This window comes from Streptomyces sp. RLA123 (assembly GCF_056270165.1).
In genome coordinates this window covers 3,617,492-3,637,500 of record NZ_JBWDOR010000003.1, presented here as the reverse complement: position 1 = coordinate 3,637,500, position 20,009 = coordinate 3,617,492, and the positions used below count along the sequence as shown (strand labels likewise).

General features: G+C 70.9%; 17 protein-coding genes, 2 rRNA genes and 1 pseudogene (1 of these 20 cut by a window edge). 16 read left to right on the top strand and 4 right to left on the bottom strand.

The window, feature by feature from the left end; genetic code table 11:
- The 5 genes from RV983_RS16495 to RV983_RS16475 form a co-directional block, all read left to right on the top strand.
- Nucleotides 1–1,083: ribosomal RNA gene (locus tag RV983_RS16495) — 23S ribosomal RNA — on the top strand; it begins 2,041 nt to the left of the window's first position.
- Between the two features lie 84 nt (nucleotides 1,084–1,167).
- Nucleotides 1,168–1,284 (top strand): 5S ribosomal RNA (gene rrf, locus RV983_RS16490).
- Between the two features lie 71 nt (nucleotides 1,285–1,355).
- Nucleotides 1,356–2,018, top strand: coding sequence for an HAD family hydrolase (locus RV983_RS16485; RefSeq protein ID WP_475986536.1), 663 nt, complete (start codon nucleotides 1,356–1,358; stop codon nucleotides 2,016–2,018).
- 43 nt (nucleotides 2,019–2,061) lie between these two features.
- Complete coding sequence (locus RV983_RS16480) at nucleotides 2,062–3,312, top strand: MFS transporter (RefSeq protein WP_475986535.1); 1,251 nt, start codon at nucleotides 2,062–2,064, stop codon at nucleotides 3,310–3,312.
- Nucleotides 3,263–4,438, top strand: coding sequence for an acetoin utilization protein AcuC (locus RV983_RS16475; RefSeq protein ID WP_475986534.1), 1,176 nt, complete (start codon nucleotides 3,263–3,265; stop codon nucleotides 4,436–4,438). The genes RV983_RS16480 and RV983_RS16475 overlap by 50 nt, the downstream gene beginning before the upstream one ends.
- A gap of 24 nt (nucleotides 4,439–4,462) precedes the next feature.
- On the opposite strand, the pseudogene RV983_RS16470 reads toward RV983_RS16475, so the two are convergent.
- Nucleotides 4,463–6,015 (bottom strand): annotated as a pseudogene (locus RV983_RS16470) (GMC family oxidoreductase).
- Between the two features lie 168 nt (nucleotides 6,016–6,183).
- Between RV983_RS16470 and RV983_RS16465 the strand changes: the two are divergent.
- From RV983_RS16465 to RV983_RS16445, 5 genes are all read left to right on the top strand, one after another.
- Nucleotides 6,184–6,999 carry a phosphatase gene (locus tag RV983_RS16465; protein ID WP_475986533.1) on the top strand — a complete coding sequence of 272 codons (816 nt, stop codon included), beginning with the start codon at nucleotides 6,184–6,186 and terminating at the stop codon, nucleotides 6,997–6,999.
- A gap of 128 nt (nucleotides 7,000–7,127) precedes the next feature.
- Nucleotides 7,128–7,337: a helix-turn-helix domain-containing protein gene (locus tag RV983_RS16460; protein WP_319665659.1), complete on the top strand. Its 210-nt coding sequence runs from the start codon at nucleotides 7,128–7,130 to the stop codon at nucleotides 7,335–7,337.
- Nucleotides 7,338–7,445: 108 nt separating this feature from the next.
- Nucleotides 7,446–7,544 carry a 30S ribosomal protein bS22 gene (locus RV983_RS16455; RefSeq protein ID WP_003948845.1) on the top strand — a complete coding sequence of 33 codons (99 nt, stop codon included), beginning with the start codon at nucleotides 7,446–7,448 and terminating at the stop codon, nucleotides 7,542–7,544.
- Between the two features lie 247 nt (nucleotides 7,545–7,791).
- Nucleotides 7,792–8,835 carry an NAD-dependent epimerase/dehydratase family protein gene (locus RV983_RS16450; RefSeq protein WP_475986532.1) on the top strand — a complete coding sequence of 348 codons (1,044 nt, stop codon included), beginning with the start codon at nucleotides 7,792–7,794 and terminating at the stop codon, nucleotides 8,833–8,835.
- Nucleotides 8,836–8,869: 34 nt separating this feature from the next.
- Nucleotides 8,870–10,027 (top strand): lysophospholipid acyltransferase family protein, encoded by a 1,158-nt coding sequence (locus RV983_RS16445; RefSeq protein ID WP_475986531.1) that lies wholly within the window; start codon nucleotides 8,870–8,872, stop codon nucleotides 10,025–10,027.
- Nucleotides 10,028–10,172: 145 nt separating this feature from the next.
- Here RV983_RS16445 and RV983_RS16440 read toward each other — a convergent pair whose 3' ends face one another.
- The 3 genes from RV983_RS16440 to RV983_RS16430 all read right to left on the bottom strand — a co-directional run bounded on the left by RV983_RS16440 (nucleotide 10,173) and on the right by RV983_RS16430 (nucleotide 13,644).
- Complete coding sequence (locus RV983_RS16440; protein WP_475986530.1) at nucleotides 10,173–11,369, bottom strand: DUF5667 domain-containing protein; 1,197 nt, start codon at nucleotides 11,367–11,369, stop codon at nucleotides 10,173–10,175.
- Between the two features lie 227 nt (nucleotides 11,370–11,596).
- Entirely contained in the window at nucleotides 11,597–12,397 is an 801-nt protein-coding gene (locus RV983_RS16435) for an ECF subfamily RNA polymerase sigma factor, BldN family (protein ID WP_475986529.1), read from the bottom strand.
- A gap of 326 nt (nucleotides 12,398–12,723) precedes the next feature.
- Nucleotides 12,724–13,644: an HAD family hydrolase gene (locus RV983_RS16430; protein WP_475986528.1), complete on the bottom strand. Its 921-nt coding sequence runs from the start codon at nucleotides 13,642–13,644 to the stop codon at nucleotides 12,724–12,726.
- Nucleotides 13,645–13,771: 127 nt separating this feature from the next.
- On the opposite strand from RV983_RS16430, the gene RV983_RS16425 reads away from it, so the two are divergent.
- From RV983_RS16425 to RV983_RS16400, 6 genes are all read left to right on the top strand, one after another.
- Nucleotides 13,772–14,077 carry a glutaredoxin family protein gene (locus tag RV983_RS16425; RefSeq protein ID WP_475986527.1) on the top strand — a complete coding sequence of 102 codons (306 nt, stop codon included), beginning with the start codon at nucleotides 13,772–13,774 and terminating at the stop codon, nucleotides 14,075–14,077.
- A 114-nt stretch (nucleotides 14,078–14,191) separates the two neighbouring features.
- The gene (locus RV983_RS16420) at nucleotides 14,192–14,893 is read left to right on the top strand and encodes a 3'-5' exonuclease (RefSeq protein ID WP_475986526.1); all 702 of its coding nucleotides are present in this window, start codon (nucleotides 14,192–14,194) and stop codon (nucleotides 14,891–14,893) included.
- A 131-nt stretch (nucleotides 14,894–15,024) separates the two neighbouring features.
- Nucleotides 15,025–15,795 (top strand): redox-sensing transcriptional repressor Rex, encoded by a 771-nt coding sequence (locus tag RV983_RS16415; protein WP_475986525.1) that lies wholly within the window; start codon nucleotides 15,025–15,027, stop codon nucleotides 15,793–15,795.
- The gene (locus RV983_RS16410) at nucleotides 15,792–17,198 is read left to right on the top strand and encodes a glutamyl-tRNA reductase (RefSeq protein ID WP_475986524.1); all 1,407 of its coding nucleotides are present in this window, start codon (nucleotides 15,792–15,794) and stop codon (nucleotides 17,196–17,198) included. The genes RV983_RS16415 and RV983_RS16410 overlap by 4 nt, the downstream gene beginning before the upstream one ends.
- Nucleotides 17,195–18,172 (top strand): hydroxymethylbilane synthase, encoded by a 978-nt coding sequence (gene hemC, locus RV983_RS16405; protein WP_475986523.1) that lies wholly within the window; start codon nucleotides 17,195–17,197, stop codon nucleotides 18,170–18,172. The genes RV983_RS16410 and hemC overlap by 4 nt, the downstream gene beginning before the upstream one ends.
- Entirely contained in the window at nucleotides 18,169–19,857 is a 1,689-nt protein-coding gene (locus RV983_RS16400) for a bifunctional uroporphyrinogen-III C-methyltransferase/uroporphyrinogen-III synthase (protein ID WP_475986522.1), read from the top strand. Before hemC ends, RV983_RS16400 begins: the two co-directional genes overlap by 4 nt.
- Nucleotides 19,858–20,009 lie beyond the last annotated feature (152 nt).

Genomic DNA, 20,009 nt, shown 5'->3' with positions numbered 1-20,009 from the left:
TGACGCCTGCCCGGTGCTGGAACGTTAAGGGGACCGGTTAGCTCTGATTCGTCGGGGCGAAGCTGAGAACTTAAGCGCCAGTAAACGGCGGTGGTAACTATAACCATCCTAAGGTAGCGAAATTCCTTGTCGGGTAAGTTCCGACCTGCACGAATGGCGTAACGACTTCTCGACTGTCTCAACCACAGGCCCGGTGAAATTGCACTACGAGTAAAGATGCTCGTTTCGCGCAGCAGGACGGAAAGACCCCGGGACCTTTACTATAGCTTGATATTGGTGTTCGGTTCGGCTTGTGTAGGATAGGTGGGAGACTGTGAACTCCAAGCGCCAGCTTGGGGGGAGTCAACGTTGAAATACCACTCTGGTCGTGCTGGATGTCTAACCTCGGTCCGTGATCCGGATCAGGGACAGTGTCTGGTGGGTAGTTTAACTGGGGCGGTTGCCTCCTAAAGTGTAACGGAGGCGCCCAAAGGTTCCCTCAGCCTGGTTGGCAATCAGGTGTTGAGTGTAAGTGCACAAGGGAGCTTGACTGTGAGACTGACGGGTCGAGCAGGTACGAAAGTAGGGACTAGTGATCCGGCGGTGGCTTGTGGAAGCGCCGTCGCTCAACGGATAAAAGGTACCCCGGGGATAACAGGCTGATCTTCCCCAAGAGTCCATATCGACGGGATGGTTTGGCACCTCGATGTCGGCTCGTCGCATCCTGGGGCTGGAGTCGGTCCCAAGGGTTGGGCTGTTCGCCCATTAAAGCGGTACGCGAGCTGGGTTTAGAACGTCGTGAGACAGTTCGGTCCCTATCCGCTGTGCGCGTAGGAGTCTTGAGAAGGGCTGTCCCTAGTACGAGAGGACCGGGACGGACGAACCTCTGGTGTGCCAGTTGTCCTGCCAAGGGCATGGCTGGTTGGCTACGTTCGGGAGGGATAACCGCTGAAAGCATCTAAGCGGGAAGCCTGCTTCGAGATGAGGACTCCCACCCCCTTGAGGGGTTAAGGCTCCCAGTAGACGACTGGGTTGATAGGCCGGATGTGGAAGCCCAGTAATGGGTGGAGCTGACCGGTACTAATAAGCCGAGGGCTTGTCCGTAGGTTGCTCGCGTCCACTGTGTAGTTCTGAAACAACGAACCCCGGCTTTTTTGTGCCGGTGCCGGTTCGACAGTTTCATAGTGTTTCGGTGGTCATAGCGTTAGGGAAACGCCCGGTTACATTTCGAACCCGGAAGCTAAGCCTTTCAGCGCCGATGGTACTGCAGGGGGGACCCTGTGGGAGAGTAGGACGCCGCCGAACAATCATTAGCCTCAACCCCCGAGCTCCGGCTCGGGGGTTGAGGCTTTTTTGCGTCCACTACAGTTGACCGCGTGCGCTACGACCTGGTTATTTTCGACAACGACGGTGTGCTCGTGGACAGCGAGCCGATCGCGAATCACGTGCTCGCCGATCTGCTGACCGAGCACGGGCATCCGACGACGTACGAGGAGTCGTTGCGCGACTACATGGGGTCGGCCATGCACCGTGTGCACGACCTGGTGGCCGAGCGATCGGGGCAGCCGCTGCCGGAGGACTTCGACGCGACGTACTACGCGCGGGTGTTCGAGGGCTTCCGCCGTGAGCTCCAGCCGGTGCCGGGCGTCGCGGCCGTTCTCGAGAAGCTGGACGCGGACGGGGTGCCGTACTGCGTGGCGTCGTCGGGCAGCCATGAGCGGATCCGCGTGGCGCTGCGGAAGACGGGGTTGTACGGGCACTTCGGTGAGGAGCGCATCTTCAGTTCGCAGGATGTGGGGCGGGGCAAGCCGGCGCCCGATCTGTTCCTGCACGCGGCGCGGGTGATGGGCGTCGATCCGGAGCGGTGCGCGGTGGTGGAGGACAGTCCGCTGGGGGTGCGGGCCGCGGTCGCGGCGGGGATGGACGCGTACGGCTTCACGGCGATGACCCCGCCGGCGCGGCTGGAGGAAGCGGGGGCCGCGGGGACGCTGTCGCTCTTCGCCGAAATGGCGGGCCTGCCGGGAAAACTGATGATGTGATCGACCTACCCGTCCGTAGGGTTCGGCCCTACGCTGCTCGCTCATGGACGGCATCGACGGCAGATTGCGTCATGGGCGGGCCTCGCTGGCCGTCAGCTTCTTCTCGCAAGGTGTGGCCTTCGCGCTCCTGGTGACGCGCATCCCGGCTCTGCAGGATCGCTACGGCATCAGTGACGCGCTGCTGCCTCTCTTCCTCGCGGCGGTGCCCGTCCTGGCCGGTGCCGGAAGCGTGGCCACCGAGTACCTGGTGAAGCGTGTGCGGCCGAGTGCCGTGCTGCGCTGGGTGCAGCCGGTGGTGTGCCTGGCGCTGCTGGGTGCCGGTTCCGGTGACACGATGTGGCAACTGGGCCTGTCACTGGCGGTGTTCGGGATCTGCGTCGGCGGGCTGGACGCCTCGATGAACATGCTCGGCGTGAGCCTCCAGCGGACGTACGGCCGCAGCATCATGCTGGGCTTCCACGCCGCCTACAGCTTCGGCGGCATCCTCGGCGCGTCACTGGCATGGGCCGGGGCGCACTGGCACCTGTCGCTGACGGTGCTGTACGGGCCCGTGGTGGCGGTGCTGATCCCGCTGACACTGGTGGCCGGCCGCTGGTACGTCGACCAGGCGGCCGACGGTCCCGCGAAGGCCGCGGCGCAGGACGGGACGCACGCGTCCGGAGCCGCGGCCGGTGCGACCGTCGCGATGCGGATGCTGCTGCCGCTCTGCCTGGTGATGGCGTTCGCGTACATCGGCGACTCGACGGTCTCCAACTGGAGCGCGAAATATCTGCAGGACGTCCTCGGCAGCTCCGAACAGCTGGCGACGGTCCCGTACAACGTCTACATGGTGACGACGCTCGTCGGCCGGTCGGTCGGCGACCTGGGGGTGCGGCGCTTCGGGGCCGCGGCGGTCGTGCGGGCCGGAGCGGTGGTCGCGGTGGCGGGGTTCGCGGTGGTGGCGGTGGCGCCGGGGCCGTGGGTGGGAATGCTGGGCTTCACGCTGCTCGGTTTCGGGCTGTGCGTGATCGTGCCGCAGACCTTCGCCGCGGCGGGGCGGATGTTCCCGGGGGCGTCGGACACGGCGATCGCGCGGCTCAACATCTTCAACTACGTCGGCTTCCTGGTCGGTTCCCCGCTGGTGGGCGCGCTCGGCGACGCGTGGAGCTACCGCGGCGCCATGCTGGTGCCGATGGTGCTGGTGTCGGCCACGCTGCTGTACGCCCGCTCGTTCGGTACGGAGCCCGCCCGATACGGTGGCGGCCATGAGCGGCCGCGCACAGCTGATGTGGGACGAGCAGGTAACGGGCTATGACTTCGGTCGCGGGCACCCGATGGACCCGGTGCGGCTCGCGCTGACCATGGCGCTGGTCCGGGCCCTCGGGCTGGACCGGGCGGCGACGGTCGCGGCCGCGCCGGCCGCCGGCGATTCGACACTGGGTCTGGTCCACGAGGCGCAGTACGTCGCCGCGGTGCGGCGGGCGTCGGCCGACCCCAAAGCCCTGACGGAGCTGTCGTACGGCATCGGCACCGACGACAACCCGGCCTTCGCGGGCATGCACGAGGCCTCGGCGCTGATCGCCGGGCAGTCGGTGGGCGCGGCCGAGGCGGTCTGGCGGGGTGAGGCGTCGCACGCGGTGAACTTCGCGGGCGGCCTGCACCACGCGATGCCGGCGACGGCCTCGGGCTTCTGCGTCTACAACGACGCCGCGCTGGCCATCGCGCGGCTGCTGGAGCTCGGCGCCGAGCGTGTGGTCTACGTGGACGTGGACGTGCACCACGGCGACGGGGTCCAGGCCGTGTTCTGGGACGACCCGCGGGTGCTCACCATCTCGCTGCACGAGCATCCGCGCACCCTGTTCCCGCAGACGGGCTGGCCGGAGGAGACCGGCGGCGCGGCCGCGGAGGGGGGCGCGGTGAACCTGGCGCTGCCGGCCGGTACCGGGGACGCGGGCTGGCTGCGGGCCTTCCACGCGGTGGTGCCGGAGCTCGTCGCCGCGTTCCGGCCGCAGGTCCTGGTGACCCAGCACGGCGCCGACACCCACTTCGAGGACCCGCTGGCGCACCTGGCGGTGAGCCTGGACGCGCAGCGCGCGGTCGCGGAGGCGCTGCACGGCCTGGCGCACGAGCACGCCGAGGGGCGCTGGGTGGCGCTGGGCGGCGGGGGGTACGCGGTGGTGGACGTCGTGCCGCGGTCGTGGACGCACCTGGTCGGCATCGCCGCGGGCCGGCCCGTGGCGCCGGAGACGGCGACGCCCGAGGAATGGCGTGCGGAGGTGTACCGCAGGACCCGGCAGATGGGGCCGCTGCGGATGACGGACGGACGGGACGTGTCCTTCGCCGGGTTTCACGAGGCGGGGTACGACCCGGCGGACCGGCTGGACCAGGCGATCCTGGCGACCCGGCGGGCGGTGTTCCCGCTGCACGGGCTTCTGCCGTAGGGCCGCGGCTCGTGGCCGCGGCGCTCAGGCCGCGTCGCGCAGCAGGTCCGCGGCCCGTTCGGCGATGGCGTGGACCGTGGCGTTGATGGGGGCGGAGACCAGGAGCGGCATCACCGAGGCATCGGCCACGCGCAGCCCGTCCACGCCGCGGACCCGCAGGGCGGGGTCGACGACGGCGTGCGCGTCGGTGCCGATGCGGCAGGTTCCCGCGTAGTGGCTGTAGGAGCGCAGATTGCGGCAGAGGTAGGCGCGCAGGTCTTTCTCGCCGTCGGTGTCCGGGCCGGGCAGGACCTCCTCGGCGCGCCACTCCGCGAGCGCGGGGGCTTCGCCGATCTCCCTGGCCGCGCGCAGGCCCCGGACCATGGCGTCGAGGTCGCGGATGTCCGCGTAGTACCGCGGATCGATGCGCGGTGGCGCGCCGGGAGTGGTGCAGGCCAGGCGGATCGTGCCGTGGCTGAACGGCGTCATGAGGGCGACCATGATCGTCCATCCCTGGCCGGGTCCGGGGCCGGGCAGGCTGTCCTCCCGCAGGGGGAGGTCGACGATCTGCAGCTGCACGTCGGGCCAGGCGGCCTGCGGACCGGAGCGGATCAGTCCCTGGACCTCGCCGTGGTTGCCGGCGCCGGGGGGTACGGGGCGGGCCGAGCGGTGGACGATCCCGGACAGGACGTGGTCCTGGAGATGCGAGCCGACGCCGGGCAGGTGCACCGCGGTGGGGAGGGCGAGCCTCCGCAGGTGGTTGCGCGGGCCGATGCCGGACAGCATGAGCAGTTGCGGGGTGCCGATGGCTCCCGCGGTCAGGACGACCGCTCCGGAGCGGGAGCGGCGCGCGGTGCGCAACTCACCGCCGGCGGCGTACTCGACGCCCGTGCAGCGGTCGCCGTCCAGGGTGACCCGGTGGACGAGGGCATCGGTCACGACGTGCAGGCCGGGCCGGTGCAGGACCGGCCGGAGGTAGGCCGTGGCGGCGTCCTGCCGGACGCCGTCGGCGATGCTGAGGTCGCCCCAGCCGAATCCCTCCTCCAGCCCCCGGCGAGGTCCCGGGCCCGGCGGTGCCCGGTCTGCGCCGCGGCGCGCAGGAAGTTCCGGGCGAGCGGGTGCGGGTCGGCGGCGGGGCCGACCCGCAGCGGACCGTCCATGCCGCGCAGCGCGGGGTCGCGGTCCGCGACCCCGGTGAGGTTCTCGCTGCGTTTGAAGGCGGGGAGGAGGTCGTCGAAGCCCCAGCCGGGGGCGTCCTCGGCGGCCCAGGCGTCGTAGCTCGAGCGGTGGCCGCGCAGGAAGTTCATGGCGTTGATCGCCGAACTGCCGCCGAGGACGCGGCCGCGGGGCCACGGCACGGTGATGCCGGTCTCGGTCTGCGGTGTGGTGCGGTCCGCCCAGTCCAGGGAGGTGTTCAGCAGACTCGGCCAGGCCGGCGGCAGGGCCGCGGCCGGCGGGAGCTCCGCTCCGCCCGCCTCCAGCAGCAGTACGCGTGCGGCCTCGTCCTCGGACAGGCGCGCCGCCAGCACGCACCCCGCGGACCCGGCCCCCACGACGACGTAGTCGAACTCGGTCCCGTTGGGAAAGGTGCCGGTCACGGTGAACCGCCCTCACTGCCGTGCGGTTTGCCCCCTGGTGGGAAGTGTAGGGAGAACGGCCGTCGCGTGCGGAGCCTGTCGGGCCGGGGGCCCGAACGGGCACCCCACGGGAGTGATGTCCGGCTTGTTCCGGTGCGCGTGCGGTGCGGTCCGGGCCACCATCGGGCCGTGGTGAGTGTGGGCGCGCTGCGCGCGCATCTGGTGGGGGTGGGGATCGCCGGACCGGTGGCGACGACTCGGGAGACGAGTCTGCGCAGCTACCGGCTGTTCGCGGCCGGCGATCCGCGGCAGACCCTCGGGCTGGATCCGGGACGGAACTGGACGGCGTCCGAGTTGCTGCGCCTGATGGCTGACCAATGCGGGGTTTCGCCTGATCCGAGACACACTTCGGGGCAAGATGTGATCGACCCGGACCGCACGCTGGCCGGGCTCGACGCCTTCGCCGCCCGTCTGCGGAAGGCGGCGCTGCACAGGGAGCCGGTCCTGCTCGGGACCGGACATCCGCACCGGCTCCTGGGCTTCTACGCCGGATTGGCTGCCGCCTTGTCGGCGGCGGGATGCCCTGTCCTCACCCCATCGCATGGTCGACGTGTCGACATGCCGACGCAATTCGGCCTACGTCCGCACAACCTCCGCTACGTAGGGGGCGTCGCGGTGCTCCGCGGTGCGCCGGGTGAGGGCGCCCCGAGTGCGCCTGGAGTGCATACGCACTCCCCGCTCCCGGTTCGGGTCGCCCTGACCGGCGCGGCGGCGCGCGGGGGCTTGCTGCCGAGCCTCGTGGTGGGCGATCACGGCTGGGTCTGCGGAGCAGGTCAGCTGGGCATTGAGGCCATGGGGCTGGCCGACTCCGACGACCCCGCCGTTTTCGTCGCCCAGGCGGAGGGCAGGGTTTCGGTCGTGGTTCCGCTTGATGACGCTGTGCGGTCCGATTACTACCGACCGCTTACGCGCTATGTACTCAATCGAGCGTGTCTGTCACAGTAGTCAACCGATCGCTACTCCTCTTCCCCACTTGCATCATGCGCACCTAATCTGGGGAGGAGCGCACATGCGAGAGGGAGTCACCGGAGGGGAAGCCGGTGCCCGTCGTGTGCGGAAGGTACAGGTGTGTCATGGCTTCAAGCGAGAGGCCTCTCAACGAGGTCGTGTTCCTGACCGTGGCAGAGGTCGCCGCGGTGATGCGTGTGTCCAAGATGACCGTGTATCGGTTGGTGCACAGCGGTCATCTGCCGGCGATCCGGGTGGGGAGGTCCTTCCGCGTCCCGGAGCAGGCCGTCCATGACTATCTTCGCGAGTCCTACGTGGGGGTGGAAACTGCCTGACGACTGCCTCGGTTTATGCTCGGTGGCCCCGGGCGGGTAGGCTTGGCCGACGTAGGTCGTGTGGGCTCGGACGCCCCGCACCGAGTGAAAACGATAGCGAGGGTAGTCGTGGGCTCTGTCATCAAGAAGCGGCGCAAGCGTATGGCCAAGAAGAAGCACCGCAAGCTGCTGAAGCGGACGCGTGTGCAGCGCCGTAACAAGAAGTAATCGAGCTGCGCGTCGCTCTTCCCACTGCCCTCCCTCCACCGCGGTCCGCGGTGGAGGGAGGGCAGTGGCGTTCCGGGCCCGGGTGGCGGGGTAGCCGTGACGGGGGGCACGGCCGGCCTCCCCTGACCTGCTGGACTGCGTCGACGGTGGTTGACGGTGTTGACCGTGTTCGTACGGTCGAGCGTCATCACGGCGCAACATCGAACCGATACGGTGCGTATATGCGGTAAGAAGGAAGGCGCTGATCTTGGGCAAAGTGGTGCTCGTGACGGGAGTCGCCCGCCAGCTGAGCGGCCGGCTGGTACGACGGATCATGCGTGAGCCCGATGTCGACCGGGTGGTCGGCGTCGATGTGCTGCCGCCGGAGCATCAGCTGGACGGTGCCGAGTTCGTGCGGGCCGACATCCGGCATCCGATGATCGCGAAGGTGCTCGCCGAGCAGTCCGTGGACACCGTGGTGCACATGGACGTGAGCGGGACGCTGCCGGGCCGCAACAGCCGCGCGGCGGTCAAGGAGACCAACGTCATCGGCACCATGCAGCTGCTCGGTGCCTGCCAGAAGGCTCCGACCGTGCGGCGTCTGGTGGTCAAGTCCACGACCAGCGTGTACGGATCGGCGCCGCGGGACCCGGCGGTCTTCACCGAGTCCATGCCCGCGAAGTCGCTGCCCACCGGAGGCTTCGCCAAGGACGCCGTCGAAGTCGAGGGCTATGTGCGGGGCTTCGCCCGCCGCCGTCCCGACGTGGCCGTCTCGGTGCTGCGCTTCGCCAACATCCTGGGCCCGCACGCCGACACGCCGCTGGCGGAGTACTTCGCGCTGCCGGTGCTGCCGACCGTGCTCGGGTACGACCCGCGGTTGCAGTTCGTCCACGAGGACGACGTCATGGACGTACTGCTGCTGGCCCTGCACGACGAGGGCAACGGCACCATCAACAGCGGGACGTTCAACATCGCCGGCGACGGGGTGCTGCTGCTGTCGCAGACGGCCCGGCGGCTCGGCAAGCCCACCGTGCCGGTGCTGCTGCCCGCGGTCACCTGGGTGGGGCAGATGCTGCGCACGGCGGGGGTCACCGACTTCTCGCGCGATCAGATCAGGCTGCTCACCCATGGCAGGGTGGTGGACACGACGCAGATGCGCGAGACTCTCGGCTTCACCCCGAAGTACACCACCGCCGAGACCTTCAGCGACTTCGCCCGCAGTCGCGGCACGGGTCTGCTTCCGCCCGAACGGCTCGCCCGCACCGTGGACCGGCTCGCCGCGCTGGTGCCCGCGGGCGGCCCTGAGAACTGAGCTTGTGAGCACTCCTGCGAGGAGGAATCGCGCCATGGCGGATGCCAAGGTCATCCCGTTCGACGAGGACACGCGAACGCGTAGGGGGGCGCCACGGTCGCGCGGGCGGGCGGCCGCCCGCCCGTCGGGTGAGGCTTCCGGCGCGAACGCGCTGGCCGCGCTGCCGGTGGAGGACCGCACCGTCCGGGGCCCGGCCGCCGGGCCGAAGAAGGCCGGCGCGGCTGCCGCGGACGGCCCCGACGCCGCGTCGACCGGACCTGTCCCGGAAGGGGGCCCCACGCAGCCGCGGCCGGCCGCCGAGGGCGGGCCGCTGGTCGCCGCTCTCGGGCAGGCCGCCGACCGGTTGCTGGGCGGTCCCTGGGAGCGCCGGGTGGCGCACGGCCTGGCATTCCTGCGCCGCCGGGTCACCGGGGACTACGAGGTCGACGACTTCGGCTACGACGAGGACCTCACCGACCAGTTGCTCATGTCGCTGCTGCGGCCGCTGTACGAGTCGTACTTCCGCGTCGAGGTGAAGGGCATCGAGAACATCCCGGCCGAGGGCGGCGCCCTGGTGGTGGCCAACCATTCCGGGACGCTGCCGCTGGACGGGCTGATGATGCAGGTCGCCGTCCACGACAACCATCCGGCGGGGCGGCATCTGCGGCTGCTCGCGGCGGATCTGGTCTTCGTGCTGCCGCTGGTGAACGAACTGGCACGGAAGGCCGGGCACACCCTGGCCTGTGCGGAGGACGCGCAGCGGCTGCTGGAGCGCGGCGAGGTCGTCGGTGTGATGCCGGAGGGCTTCAAGGGGCTCGGGAAGCCGTTCTCGGAGCGCTACAAGCTGCAGCGCTTCGGGCGGGGCGGCTTCGTGGCGACCGCGCTGAAGACCCGGGTGCCGATCGTGCCGTGCTCCATCGTGGGCGCGGAGGAGATCTACCCGATGGTCGGAAACGCGAAGACCGCGGCGCGGCTGCTGGGCTTCCCGTACTTCCCGATGACGCCGACCTTCCCGTGGCTCGGGCCGCTGGGGCTGGTGCCGCTGCCGACCAAGTGGACCATCCAGTTCGGCGAGCCGATCGCCACGGACGGTTACGCGCCGGAGGCGGCGGAGGACCCGATGCTGGTCTTCAACCTCACTGATCAAGTACGGGAAACGATTCAGCACACGCTCTACAAGCTGCTGGTGCAGCGGCGTTCGGTGTTCTTCTGACTCTTCCGAGTCGTTCCGGGCTCCTGCGGTGGCCGGCCAGCCGGCGGCGGAAGGCTGTCAGCGAAAGGCTGTTGGCGCAATCGGCGAGGGCCGGTGTCCGGGATGATCTCCCGGACACCGGCCCTCGCCGATTGCGCTCGACCGGCTACTCGCCGTTGTCGTCCTCCGTGCCGATACCGAGTCCCGGGAGGAGACCCGGGAGCAGCGGCGGCAGGGTCACGGACGGCTGCGCGGTCTCGCCGGATCCGCTGGACGGGCTGCCGCTGCTCGGCGGCGGGTTGAGCAGTCCGTCCGTGCCGCCGATGAAACCGGTGTCGGAGCTCTTGGACGCCGACGGGCTTGCCTTCTCCGTGCCCCGCTCGACGGAACGGTCGCTCGCGGAGTCGCTCGACGAGGGGGACGGCCCTCGCGTGCCCGTGCCGTAGCGGGTGCCGCTGCTGGGGGTGCCGTTGCGCCCGTCGACGCCGGTGGCGGCGGGGGGCAGCAGCTTCTGCAGCGGGGCGACCTCCTGCTCTATGGCGTCGAAGACCGAGGTGACCTTGTTCCCGACGTCGGTGAGCTTGTTGGGCAGCCGGTCGCGCAGCTCGGTCCAGCCCCTGCGGTGGTTGCTGGAGAACGCGGACAGCGTCTCCATCGGCCGCAGGGAGCCGTCCTTGCGATACGCGGCGGTCAGCAGCCGGTGGCCCTCGGTGGCCTCCTGCTGCATGCCGGACAGGGCCCGGCGGATCTCGCCCACCGACTCGTCGTCGAGTTGGCCGCCGCGCCCGCGCTCCATGAGGCGGCGGGCCTCCTGGAGCCGGGTGGAGGCGAGGTCGAGATAGACCTTGCCGCGGTCGGCGTCGTCGTCGGCGAGATTGAGGCGCATGTCCTCCATGCCCCGCTTGAGGCCGTACAGCGTGTCGCCGGGGAGCGCGTCGGTGCTCGCGGCGGCCACGCCGCCGAAGGCACCGGCCGCGACGCCCACCGAGAGCCCGCCGGCGGCCAGCCGGCGGGACCACGCGGAGCGGGGCCTCAGTTTGCCGATGCCACGGCCGTCGGCGCGGTGTGCGCCGCGACCGCCGTCGCGTTGCTCGGGGACCGTCAGCGTGCCGTCTGCGAGCGCGGCTTCCATCGCCGCGATCAGCTGGGCACGTTGCACGGTCTTGGCCTCGGGGTCCAGCGTCGGCCGCGGCACGTACTCCAGGGCGTCCGCCAGGGCCAGGAGCCTTCCCTGATCCGGATCCGCATGCCGGTCCGCGGCGTGGGCGCCGTGCTGCTCGCCGGCGTGCGCCTGTTGGCCGTCGTCCTCAAGGGCGTCGGCGAAGGCGTTCGCCCGCCGGTGCGCCGTTGGGTTCGCGATCACGGGCGGCACCTCCTCTCGTCATCCACCTCGACTCCCCGTTGCGCCTGCAAGGTTCCAGACCTTGAGCCCTTCCACCCGATCGAGTGATCGGAAGCGGGCAGGGCACGGCAGTGGGGGGTCCGCATGTGATGCAACGAGCGCCGTACGCCCAGGGTTACGCCCAGGGTTGCGCACTCATGATGATCGGACCTTGAAGACAGTCGCAAGATGAAGCCCCTCCATCACGTTCATCGCGCGTCGTCGGGAAGCAGCCGGGCGAGGGTCCGTACGGCCCGGTACTGCAGGGTCTTGATCGCGCCTTCGTTCTTCCCCATGATGCGTGCCGTCTCGGCGACGGACAGGCCCTGCAGGAAGCGCAGTGTCACGCACTCCTGCTGCTGGGGGTTGAGCTTGCGCACTGCGCGGAGCAGCGACTCGTTGGACAGCGACTCCAGGACGCAGTCCTCCGGGCTGGGCTCGACCTCGTTGGCGTCGAGCATCTCCCCGGTGGTCACCTCCAGCCGGAAGCGGCTGGACTTGAAGTGGTCGGCGACCAGGTTGCGCGCGATGGTCACCAGCCAGGCGCCGAAGTCGCGGCCCTGCCAGGTGAAGGTGCCGATCCGGCGCAGCGCGCGCAGGAAGGTCTCACTGGTGAGGTCCTCGGCGGTCGCCTTGCCCCCGACGCGGTAGTAGATGTAGCGGTACACGGTGTCGGAATAGTGGTCGTACAGTCGCCCGAAGGCCTCGGTCTCCCCGGCCTGGGCGCGTTCGACCAGGTCCATCATCCGCCCGCTGTCGGTGTCCGACGCGGGCCGGCGCGTGGAGGCGCCCGAGGACCGTGCGGTCTGCGGGGTGCTGCGGGCGCGTCTGCCGACCGCCGCCCGGCCGTCGGCGAGCGCATAGGTCGCCAGGGCGGGGCCGGCGGGTACTGCTGCGGCGAGTGCTGGCACGGGCACGGCGTACGCGGGGACAACGCGCAGCAGGTGCTCAGCCACCAGTGCGCGCAACGTAGCCAGGCCAGAGGCGTCAACCCCGGTGTGTGGGTACACGGGACTCCCAGAGGCAGAACTTCCATCACGTGCAGTACGGAACCGTTCACTCGTCGTAGCGACGTGTGGGAACCGGCTTGCGTTTGAGGAGAATAACGCTTCGTACAGGCGACGCTACACCGAGTTGCTGAAATCGCCGGTTCCGCCCACTCTCTGGCGGAATGGTGATCGATCAATTATCGAACACTGAAACGTACTTGACCACATGGCGTCGTGAAATGCTCGCGTGGAGAGCGTGTTGTGGCTGTGTGGTCATGTGGCGACTGACGGGACGCCAGAGGGGTAGAACGGTGTGTCGCCCATCGGCCCCGGACCGGGGCCGATGCTCAGCGACGGCGACGCTGCAGGGCCACCGCGGCGGCCGCGCCGCCCGCGACCGCCCCGACCCCGGCGGCCGCCGGAATGCCGATTTTCGCGGCCTTGCGGCCGGTGCGGTAGTCGCGCAGCCGCCAGCCCATTTCGCGCGCGTGTTTGCGCAGTCGCGTATCGGGATTGATTGCATATGGATGTCCGACCAACGACAGCATCGGGATGTCGTTCGACGAATCGCTGTACGCGGCGCAGCGCGACAGTTCGAGTCCCTCGGCCGCGGCGAGCGCACGGACCGCCTCCGCCTTGGCCGGGCCGTGCAGCGGCTCGCCGACCAGCCGGCCGGTGTACAGGCCGTCGACGTGCTCGGCGACGGTGCCCAGGGCGCCGGTCAGGCCGAGCCGGCGGGCGATGATCGTGGCGGTCTCGACGGGCGCGGCGGTGACCAGCCACACCCGCTGCCCGGCGTCCAGGTGGGCCTGGGCGAGCGCGCGGGTGCCGGGCCAGATCTTGCCCGCCATGTACTCGTCGTAGATCTCCTCGCCGATCGACATGAGCTCCTCGACGCGGTGCCCCTTGACGATCGACAGCGCGCTCTCGCGCACGTCCTGCATGTGCTCGGGGTCCTCGGACCCGGCGATGCGGAAGTAGGCCTGCTGCCACGCGAAGCGCGCCAGGTCGCGGCTGCGGAAGAACTTCCTCTTGTACAGCCCGCGTCCGAAGTGGAAGATCGCGGCGCCCTGCATGACCGTGTTGTCCAGGTCGAAGAAGGCCGCCGCGTGGGGATCGCCGACGACCGGGAACGCCGGGAGGGCGGTCCGCACCGCCTTCTTCGCGACGGGGGCCGCGAGGGCGGCCTCGGCCGCGGCCTCGCCCGCCAGCACGCTGCGTGCTGTCGCGGAACGCTTACGGGGAGTGAGCCATCGCAGAGCGGCCATGGGGCGAGCATAGCCAGTCTGTTGGGCACTCTCGGTGCTCAGATGGAGCAGGTGAATGAACTCCGAGCGACAGAAGTGTTACTCCCGTCACGGTCGGTTGACGCCGGGCGCGGGCAGAATGGCCGGCATGAGTCCCCTGTTCGGACGCGGCCCCCGCCGGGACGCCCCGGGTCCCGCCGCCCCCGTCGATCCCGCCCGCCGCACGGTCACGCTGATCACGAAGCCGGGCTGCCACCTGTGCGACGACGCGCGCGCCGTCGTCCGGAAGGTGGTCGCCGAGGCCGGCTGCCGCTTCGAGGAGCGCGACATCACCGAGGACGAGGAGCTGAACCGCGCGTACTGGGAGCAGATCCCGGTCGTCCTGATCGACGGGGAACAGCACACGTTCTGGCGTGTCGACGAGGGCCGGCTGCGCCGCGGGCTGGGCGTCTGAGACGGCTGGGGCCGCGGGTGGGTGATTTGCGGGTGTTCCTCTTGGCCCGTGTGCTCGATTACCATCAAGGCGTTTTGTGTGCTGCGGGGGTACGTACGTAAGGATGGTGACGGCGTGCTCCCGGGCAGGCTTCAGACGCGCGGCGGTTATGCCGTCGTCGACGTCGAGGCCACCGGTTCGAGCTCGCGGCGGAACCGCGTGATCGAGCTGGCGGTCGTTTTGATGGACGGCGATTTCATCGCGCAGGGCGAGTTCTCGACCCTGGTGGACCCTGAGGGCCCGGTCGGCCCCACCCACATCCACGGCATCGAGTCCCATCATGTCGAGGCGGCCCGTGCGCCGCTGTTCTCCCAGATCGCCCCCGGGCTGCTCGGGCTGCTGAGCGGCCGGGTGCTGGTCGGGCACAACGTGGGATGCGACCGGGCGTTCCTGGCGGCGGAGTACGGCCGCATCGGCATCCGGTTCCCCGAGGTGCCGGAGCTGTGCACCATGCGGATGGCGGCGCAGCGCGAGCCCGTGCCGCGGGGCCTGAGCCTGCGCGCGTGCGCCGAGGCGGCCGGGGTGACGGGCTGGTCGGCGCACACCGCGCTCGGCGACGCCCGCGCGACCGCCCGGCTGTTCGCCGCGTACGTACGGGAACTCCCGCAGTGGCCCGCGCACGCGGAACAGGAGCTGGTGCGCGCGGCCGGGGTCGAGTGGCCGCGGCTGGCGGGCACGGATGCTCCCTGGGTGGGGCGCCGGGGTGCGGAGCGGCCGCTGATGCGGAACGTTCCCATACAAAAGGTGGCTTCTTCTGCCCGTAATGGGGGTGCGTGATGCCGGTCACTTCCCCAGGGCAAATCGGACACCATCTTTGTGCACGCGTTCACAAAGACATAGCCTGGCGTGTACGGGGCGGCCCCATCGAGGGGTGCCGCTCGCAGCCCAGCTCTACCCGCAGGAGCATCGTGGCAACTGGCCGAACTCACCGACCGGCGACCCGGAGCCGAGGGATTCCCGAGGCCACCGTCGCCAGGCTCCCGCTGTACCTGCGGGCCCTGACCGCGCTCTCCGAGCGATCGGTGCCCACGGTGTCGTCGGAGGAACTCGCGGCCGCCGCCGGGGTGAACTCCGCCAAGCTCCGCAAGGACTTCTCCTACCTCGGCTCGTACGGAACCCGCGGGGTCGGTTACGACGTCGAGTACCTCGTGTACCAGATCTCCCGCGAGCTGGGCCTCACCCAGGACTGGCCGGTCGTGATCGTCGGTATGGGTAATCTCGGCGCCGCGCTCGCCAACTACGGCGGCTTCGCCTCCCGCGGTTTCCGCATCGCCGCGCTCATCGACGCGGACGCCCAGCTCACCGGCCGCCCGATCGCGGGGCTGCCGGTGCGGCACGCGGACGAGCTGGAGTCCATCGTGCGGGACAACCATGTGTCCATCGGCGTGATCACCACACCCGCCGGTGCCGCCCAGGAGGTCTGCGACCGCCTGGTGACCGCCGGTGTCACCTCGATCCTGAACTTCGCCCCGACCGTGCTGACCGTCCCCGACGGGGTCGACGTCCGCAAGGTCGACCTCTCCATCGAGCTGCAGATTCTCGCCTTCCACGAACAGCGCAAGGCCGGCGAGGAGCTCGAGGACACCCTTGTGGCGCCCCCGGTGGCGGCCAAGGCGGTCCGCGACGGCGACCGCCGCCCGGGACCTGACGGGGACGTCCCCGCCGTGATGCCGGCATGAGCCTCCTCGTGGTCGGGCTGAGCCACCGCACCGCCCCGGTCGGCGTCCTGGAGCGGGCCGCGCTCGCCGAGGACACCAAGACCGGTCTGCTGCGCGACGTGCTGGCCGCGGAACCCGCCAGTGAGGCGGCGGTGCTGTCGACCTGCAACCGCATCGAGCTCTACGCGGACGTCGACAAGTTCCACGCCGGGGTCGCCGAGCTGTCCACGCTCCTCGCCCGGCACAGCGGCGTCGGCCTGGACGAGCTCACTCCGCACCTGTACGTCCACTACGAGGACCGGGCCGTCCACCACCTGTTCTCGGTCGCCTGCGGCCTGGACTCCATGGTCGTCGGCGAGGGCCAGATCCTCGCCCAGATCAAGGACATGCTGGGCCTCGGCCAGGAGCTGCACACCGCCGGCCGGACCCTGAACGACCTGTTCCAGCAGGCGCTGCGGGTCGGCAAGCGGGCCCACTCCGAGACCGGGATCGACCGGGCCGGGCAGTCGCTGGTCACCTTCGGCCTCGACCAGATGGCGCAGGCCATCGGCGGCACCGCCTTCGCTGAGTGGGGCAGGGGCAAGCGGGCGCTGGTCGTCGGCGCCGGCTCGATGAGCTCGCTCGCCGCCGCGACCCTGGCCCGCGCCGGGGTCGGCGACATCGTCGTCGTCAACCGCACGTACGAGCGCGCCGAACGGCTGGCCGAGTCCGTGGGCGGCCGCGCGGTGCCCATGGACGACCTGGCCGCCGAACTGCCGCACGCCGACGTCGTGGTGTCCTGCACGGGCGCGACCGGGCTGGTGCTGACCGCCGACACGGTCGCCCGCGCCACCCTGACCCGCGCCCTGCGCGCCGCCGACGGGCCGGCCGCGCCCATCGGCATGCTCGACCTGGCGCTGCCGCGCGACATCGACCCGCTGGTGCACGCCATCGACGGAGCGCATCTCACCGATCTGGAGACCATCGGCACGGCCGCGGCCGACGCCCCGATGGCGGCCGATGTCGACCAGGTCCGAAAGATCGTTTCCGCAGAGGTCGAGGCGTTCGGCGCCGCCCAGCGCGCCGCGCACATCACGCCGACCGTCGTCGCCCTGCGCGCCATGGCCGCCGACGTGGTCGCCACCGAGCTCGCCCGGCTCGACGGCCGGCTGCCCGGCCTGGACGAGCGCGAGCGCGCCGAAGTGACCCAGACCGTGCGCCGCGTGGTGGACAAGCTCCTCCACGCGCCCACCGTGCGGGTCAAGCAACTCGCGGGCGAACCCGGCGGAGCCGGGTACGCTGACGCGCTGCGTGAACTCTTCGACCTGGACCCGCATGCGGTCGCCGCCGTCAGCCGTGCCGACACCCCGGCCGTGCCGGTGGTCCCGTCACCGGCGGCGTCGACCGGTGCCGTCACGAGTGAACCGAATCGAGGGCGGGCATGACGAGGCCCACCGCACTGAAACTGGGAACCCGGCGCAGCGCGCTGGCGATGAGGCAGTCGGGCATGGTCGCCGACCAGGTGCGCCGGCTCACCGGCCGTGACGTGGAGCTGGTGCAGGTCACCACCTACGGCGACGTCTCGCGCGAGCACCTGGCGCAGATCGGCGGCACCGGGGTGTTCGTCTCCGCGCTGCGTGACGCGCTGCTGGGCGGGGAGATCGACTTCGCCGTCCACTCCCTGAAGGACCTGCCCACCGCCGATGCCGACGGGCTGACGCTGGCCGCGATCCCGTCCCGCGAGGACTCGCGGGACGCGTTGGTGGCCCGCGACGGCCTCACGTTCGAGCAGCTCGCGATGGATCCGCGCGGTGCCCGGATCGGTACCGGCTCGCCGCGCCGCGCGGCCCAGCTGAACGCCTGGGCCCGCTCCCTGGGCGTGCGCATCGAGACCGTGCCGATCCGCGGCAACGTGGACACGCGTATCGGATATGTTGCCTCGGGCGACCTCGATGCCGTCGTCCTGGCCGCGGCCGGGCTGAGCCGGCTGGGGCGCCTGTCCGAGGTCACCGAGCTGATCTCACCCGACGACGTGCTGCCCGCCCCCGGACAGGGGGCGCTGGCCGTCGAGTGCTCTGCGGCCGACGCAGACCTCGCCGCCGTGCTCGCCGTGCTCGACGACCCGTTGACCCGGGCCGCCGTGACCGCCGAGCGCGCACTGCTCGCCGCCCTGGAGGCCGGTTGCTCCGCGCCCGTGGGCGCGCTTGCCGAGCCTGCTTACGAAGGTGCCGGCAGGCACATCACCGAGCTGCGCCTGCGCGGTGTCGTCGGTACCACCGACGGCTCTTCGCTGGTGCAGATGTCCACCACCGGTCCCACCCCCGTCTCTCGCGAGGAAGCTCTGGCCCTGGGCCGCGAGCTCGCCGACGAGATGCTCGCCAAGGGTGCGGCCGGTCTTATGGGGGAGCGCGTACATTGAGCCCCACCGCCGCCGCAGCGACCAACACCACGACCGCCGCCGATGCCACTTCCGGCAGCACGGGCAGCGCCGTCGGGAAACAGCCGCCCCTTCCGGTCCTCGGGCACGTCACCTTCCTCGGTGCCGGACCCGGCGACCCGGGTCTGCTGACCCTGCGGGCCGTCGAGGCCCTGGCCCGCGCCGATCTGCTGGTCGCCGACCAGCAGGTGCTCGAAGTCGTGCGCACGCACGCCCGGGCAGGCGTGGACACGGCGGAGCCGGCCGTCGCCGAGGGCGAGTTGAGCACTTCGGCCGCCGCGACCAAGCTTTGCACGGCCTCCGCGCGCACCGGCAAGCGGGTGGTCCGAGCGGTCGCAGGAGACCCCGGACTGGACTCCCAGGCCGCCGCCGAGATGCTCGCCTGCGCACAGGCCGGCATCCCCTTCGAGGTGGTACCGGGCGTCGCCGCGGCCGTGGGCGTGCCCGCGTACGCCGGTGTCCCGCTCAGCGGGGACGTGCGCTTCGTCGACGCGGCCACCGCGTCCACCCGTTGCTGGAGCGAGGCGGGCGCGAGCGACGCGACGGTGGTGGTCTCCACGACCCTGCAGACCGTCGCCGCCAACGCCGCCGAGCTGGTGTCCGCCGGGCGCAAGCCCGACACCCCGCTGACGGTCACCGTCGCCGGCACCACCACCCGGCAGCGGACCTGGACCGCCACACTGGCGACCATCGCCGCCGAGCTGAAGGCCACCAAGGCGCTCCCCACACCGGAGGGCCCCATCGCGGCGATAGCCGTGGTCGGTGAGCCGACCGCGCAGCGCGACCTGCTCTCCTGGTTCGAGACCAAGGCCCTGTTCGGCTGGAAGGTCCTCGTGCCGCGCACCAAGGAGCAGGCGGTCTCCCTCTCGGACCAGCTGCGGTCCTACGGAGCCGTGCCGCACGAGGTGCCCACGATCGCCGTCGAACCGCCGCGCACCCCGCAGCAGATGGAGCGCGCCGTCAAGGGCCTGGTGACCGGGCGCTACGAGTGGATCGCGTTCACCTCGGTCAACGCCGTCAAGGCGGTCCGTGAGAAGTTCGAGGAGTACGGGCTCGACGCGCGGGCCTTCGCCGGCATAAAGGTCGCCGCCGTCGGCGAGCAGACGGCGCGCGCCCTCGTGGACTTCGGCGTGAAGCCGGACCTCGTGCCCAGCGGCGAGCAGTCGGCGGCCGGCCTCCTGGAGGACTGGCCGCCCTACGACCCCGTCTTCGACCCGATCGACCGGGTCTTCCTGCCCCGCGCCGACATCGCCACCGAGACGCTGGTCGCGGGCCTGGTGGAGCTCGGCTGGGAGGTGGACGACGTCACGGCCTACCGGACCGTCCGCGCCTCGCCCCCGCCGGCGGAGACCCGCGAGGCCATCAAGGGCGGCGGCTTCGACGCGGTGCTGTTCACCTCGTCCAGCACGGTGCGGAACCTCGTCGGCATCGCCGGCAAGCCGCACAACGTCACCGTCATCGCCTGCATCGGCCCCGCCACCGCCAAGACGGCGGAGGAGCACGGGCTGCGGGTGGACGTGATGGCCCCCGAGCCGTCCGTGCACTCGCTGGCGCAGGCCCTTGCCGACTTCGGCGTACGGCGCCGTGAGGCGGCCGTCGCGGCGGGCGACCCCGTCACCAGACCCAGCGAGCGCCGTCCCGGCTCGCGCCGCCGCGCACGGGTCTGACACCTGCGCACCACCCTTCCACGCCGCCCGCGGGGCGGCCGGCCCGACCGGCCGGCCGCCCCGCGGGCGTTCGGCGTGCGGGCGTCCGGCGTGCGGGCGTCCGGCGTGCGGGCGTCCGGCCGCACGGCCCGGAGCCCGACATGTGGTCGGGA

Bases quoted from the DNA above. Each gene is read 5' to 3' on its own strand.
- RV983_RS16445 (WP_475986531.1), top strand. From the start codon at position 8,870: ATGGCGGATGCCAAGGTCATCCCGTTCGACGAGGACACGCGAACGCGT.
- RV983_RS16480 (WP_475986535.1), top strand. From the start codon at position 2,062: ATGGACGGCATCGACGGCAGATTGCGTCATGGGCGGGCCTCGCTGGCC.
- hemC (WP_475986523.1), top strand. From the start codon at position 17,195: ATGACGAGGCCCACCGCACTGAAACTGGGAACCCGGCGCAGCGCGCTG.
- RV983_RS16475 (WP_475986534.1), top strand. From the start codon at position 3,263: ATGAGCGGCCGCGCACAGCTGATGTGGGACGAGCAGGTAACGGGCTAT.
- RV983_RS16410 (WP_475986524.1), top strand. From the start codon at position 15,792: ATGAGCCTCCTCGTGGTCGGGCTGAGCCACCGCACCGCCCCGGTCGGC.
- RV983_RS16460 (WP_319665659.1), top strand. From the start codon at position 7,128: ATGGCTTCAAGCGAGAGGCCTCTCAACGAGGTCGTGTTCCTGACCGTG.
- RV983_RS16430 (WP_475986528.1), bottom strand. From the start codon at position 13,644: ATGGCCGCTCTGCGATGGCTCACTCCCCGTAAGCGTTCCGCGACAGCA.
- RV983_RS16425 (WP_475986527.1), top strand. From the start codon at position 13,772: ATGAGTCCCCTGTTCGGACGCGGCCCCCGCCGGGACGCCCCGGGTCCC.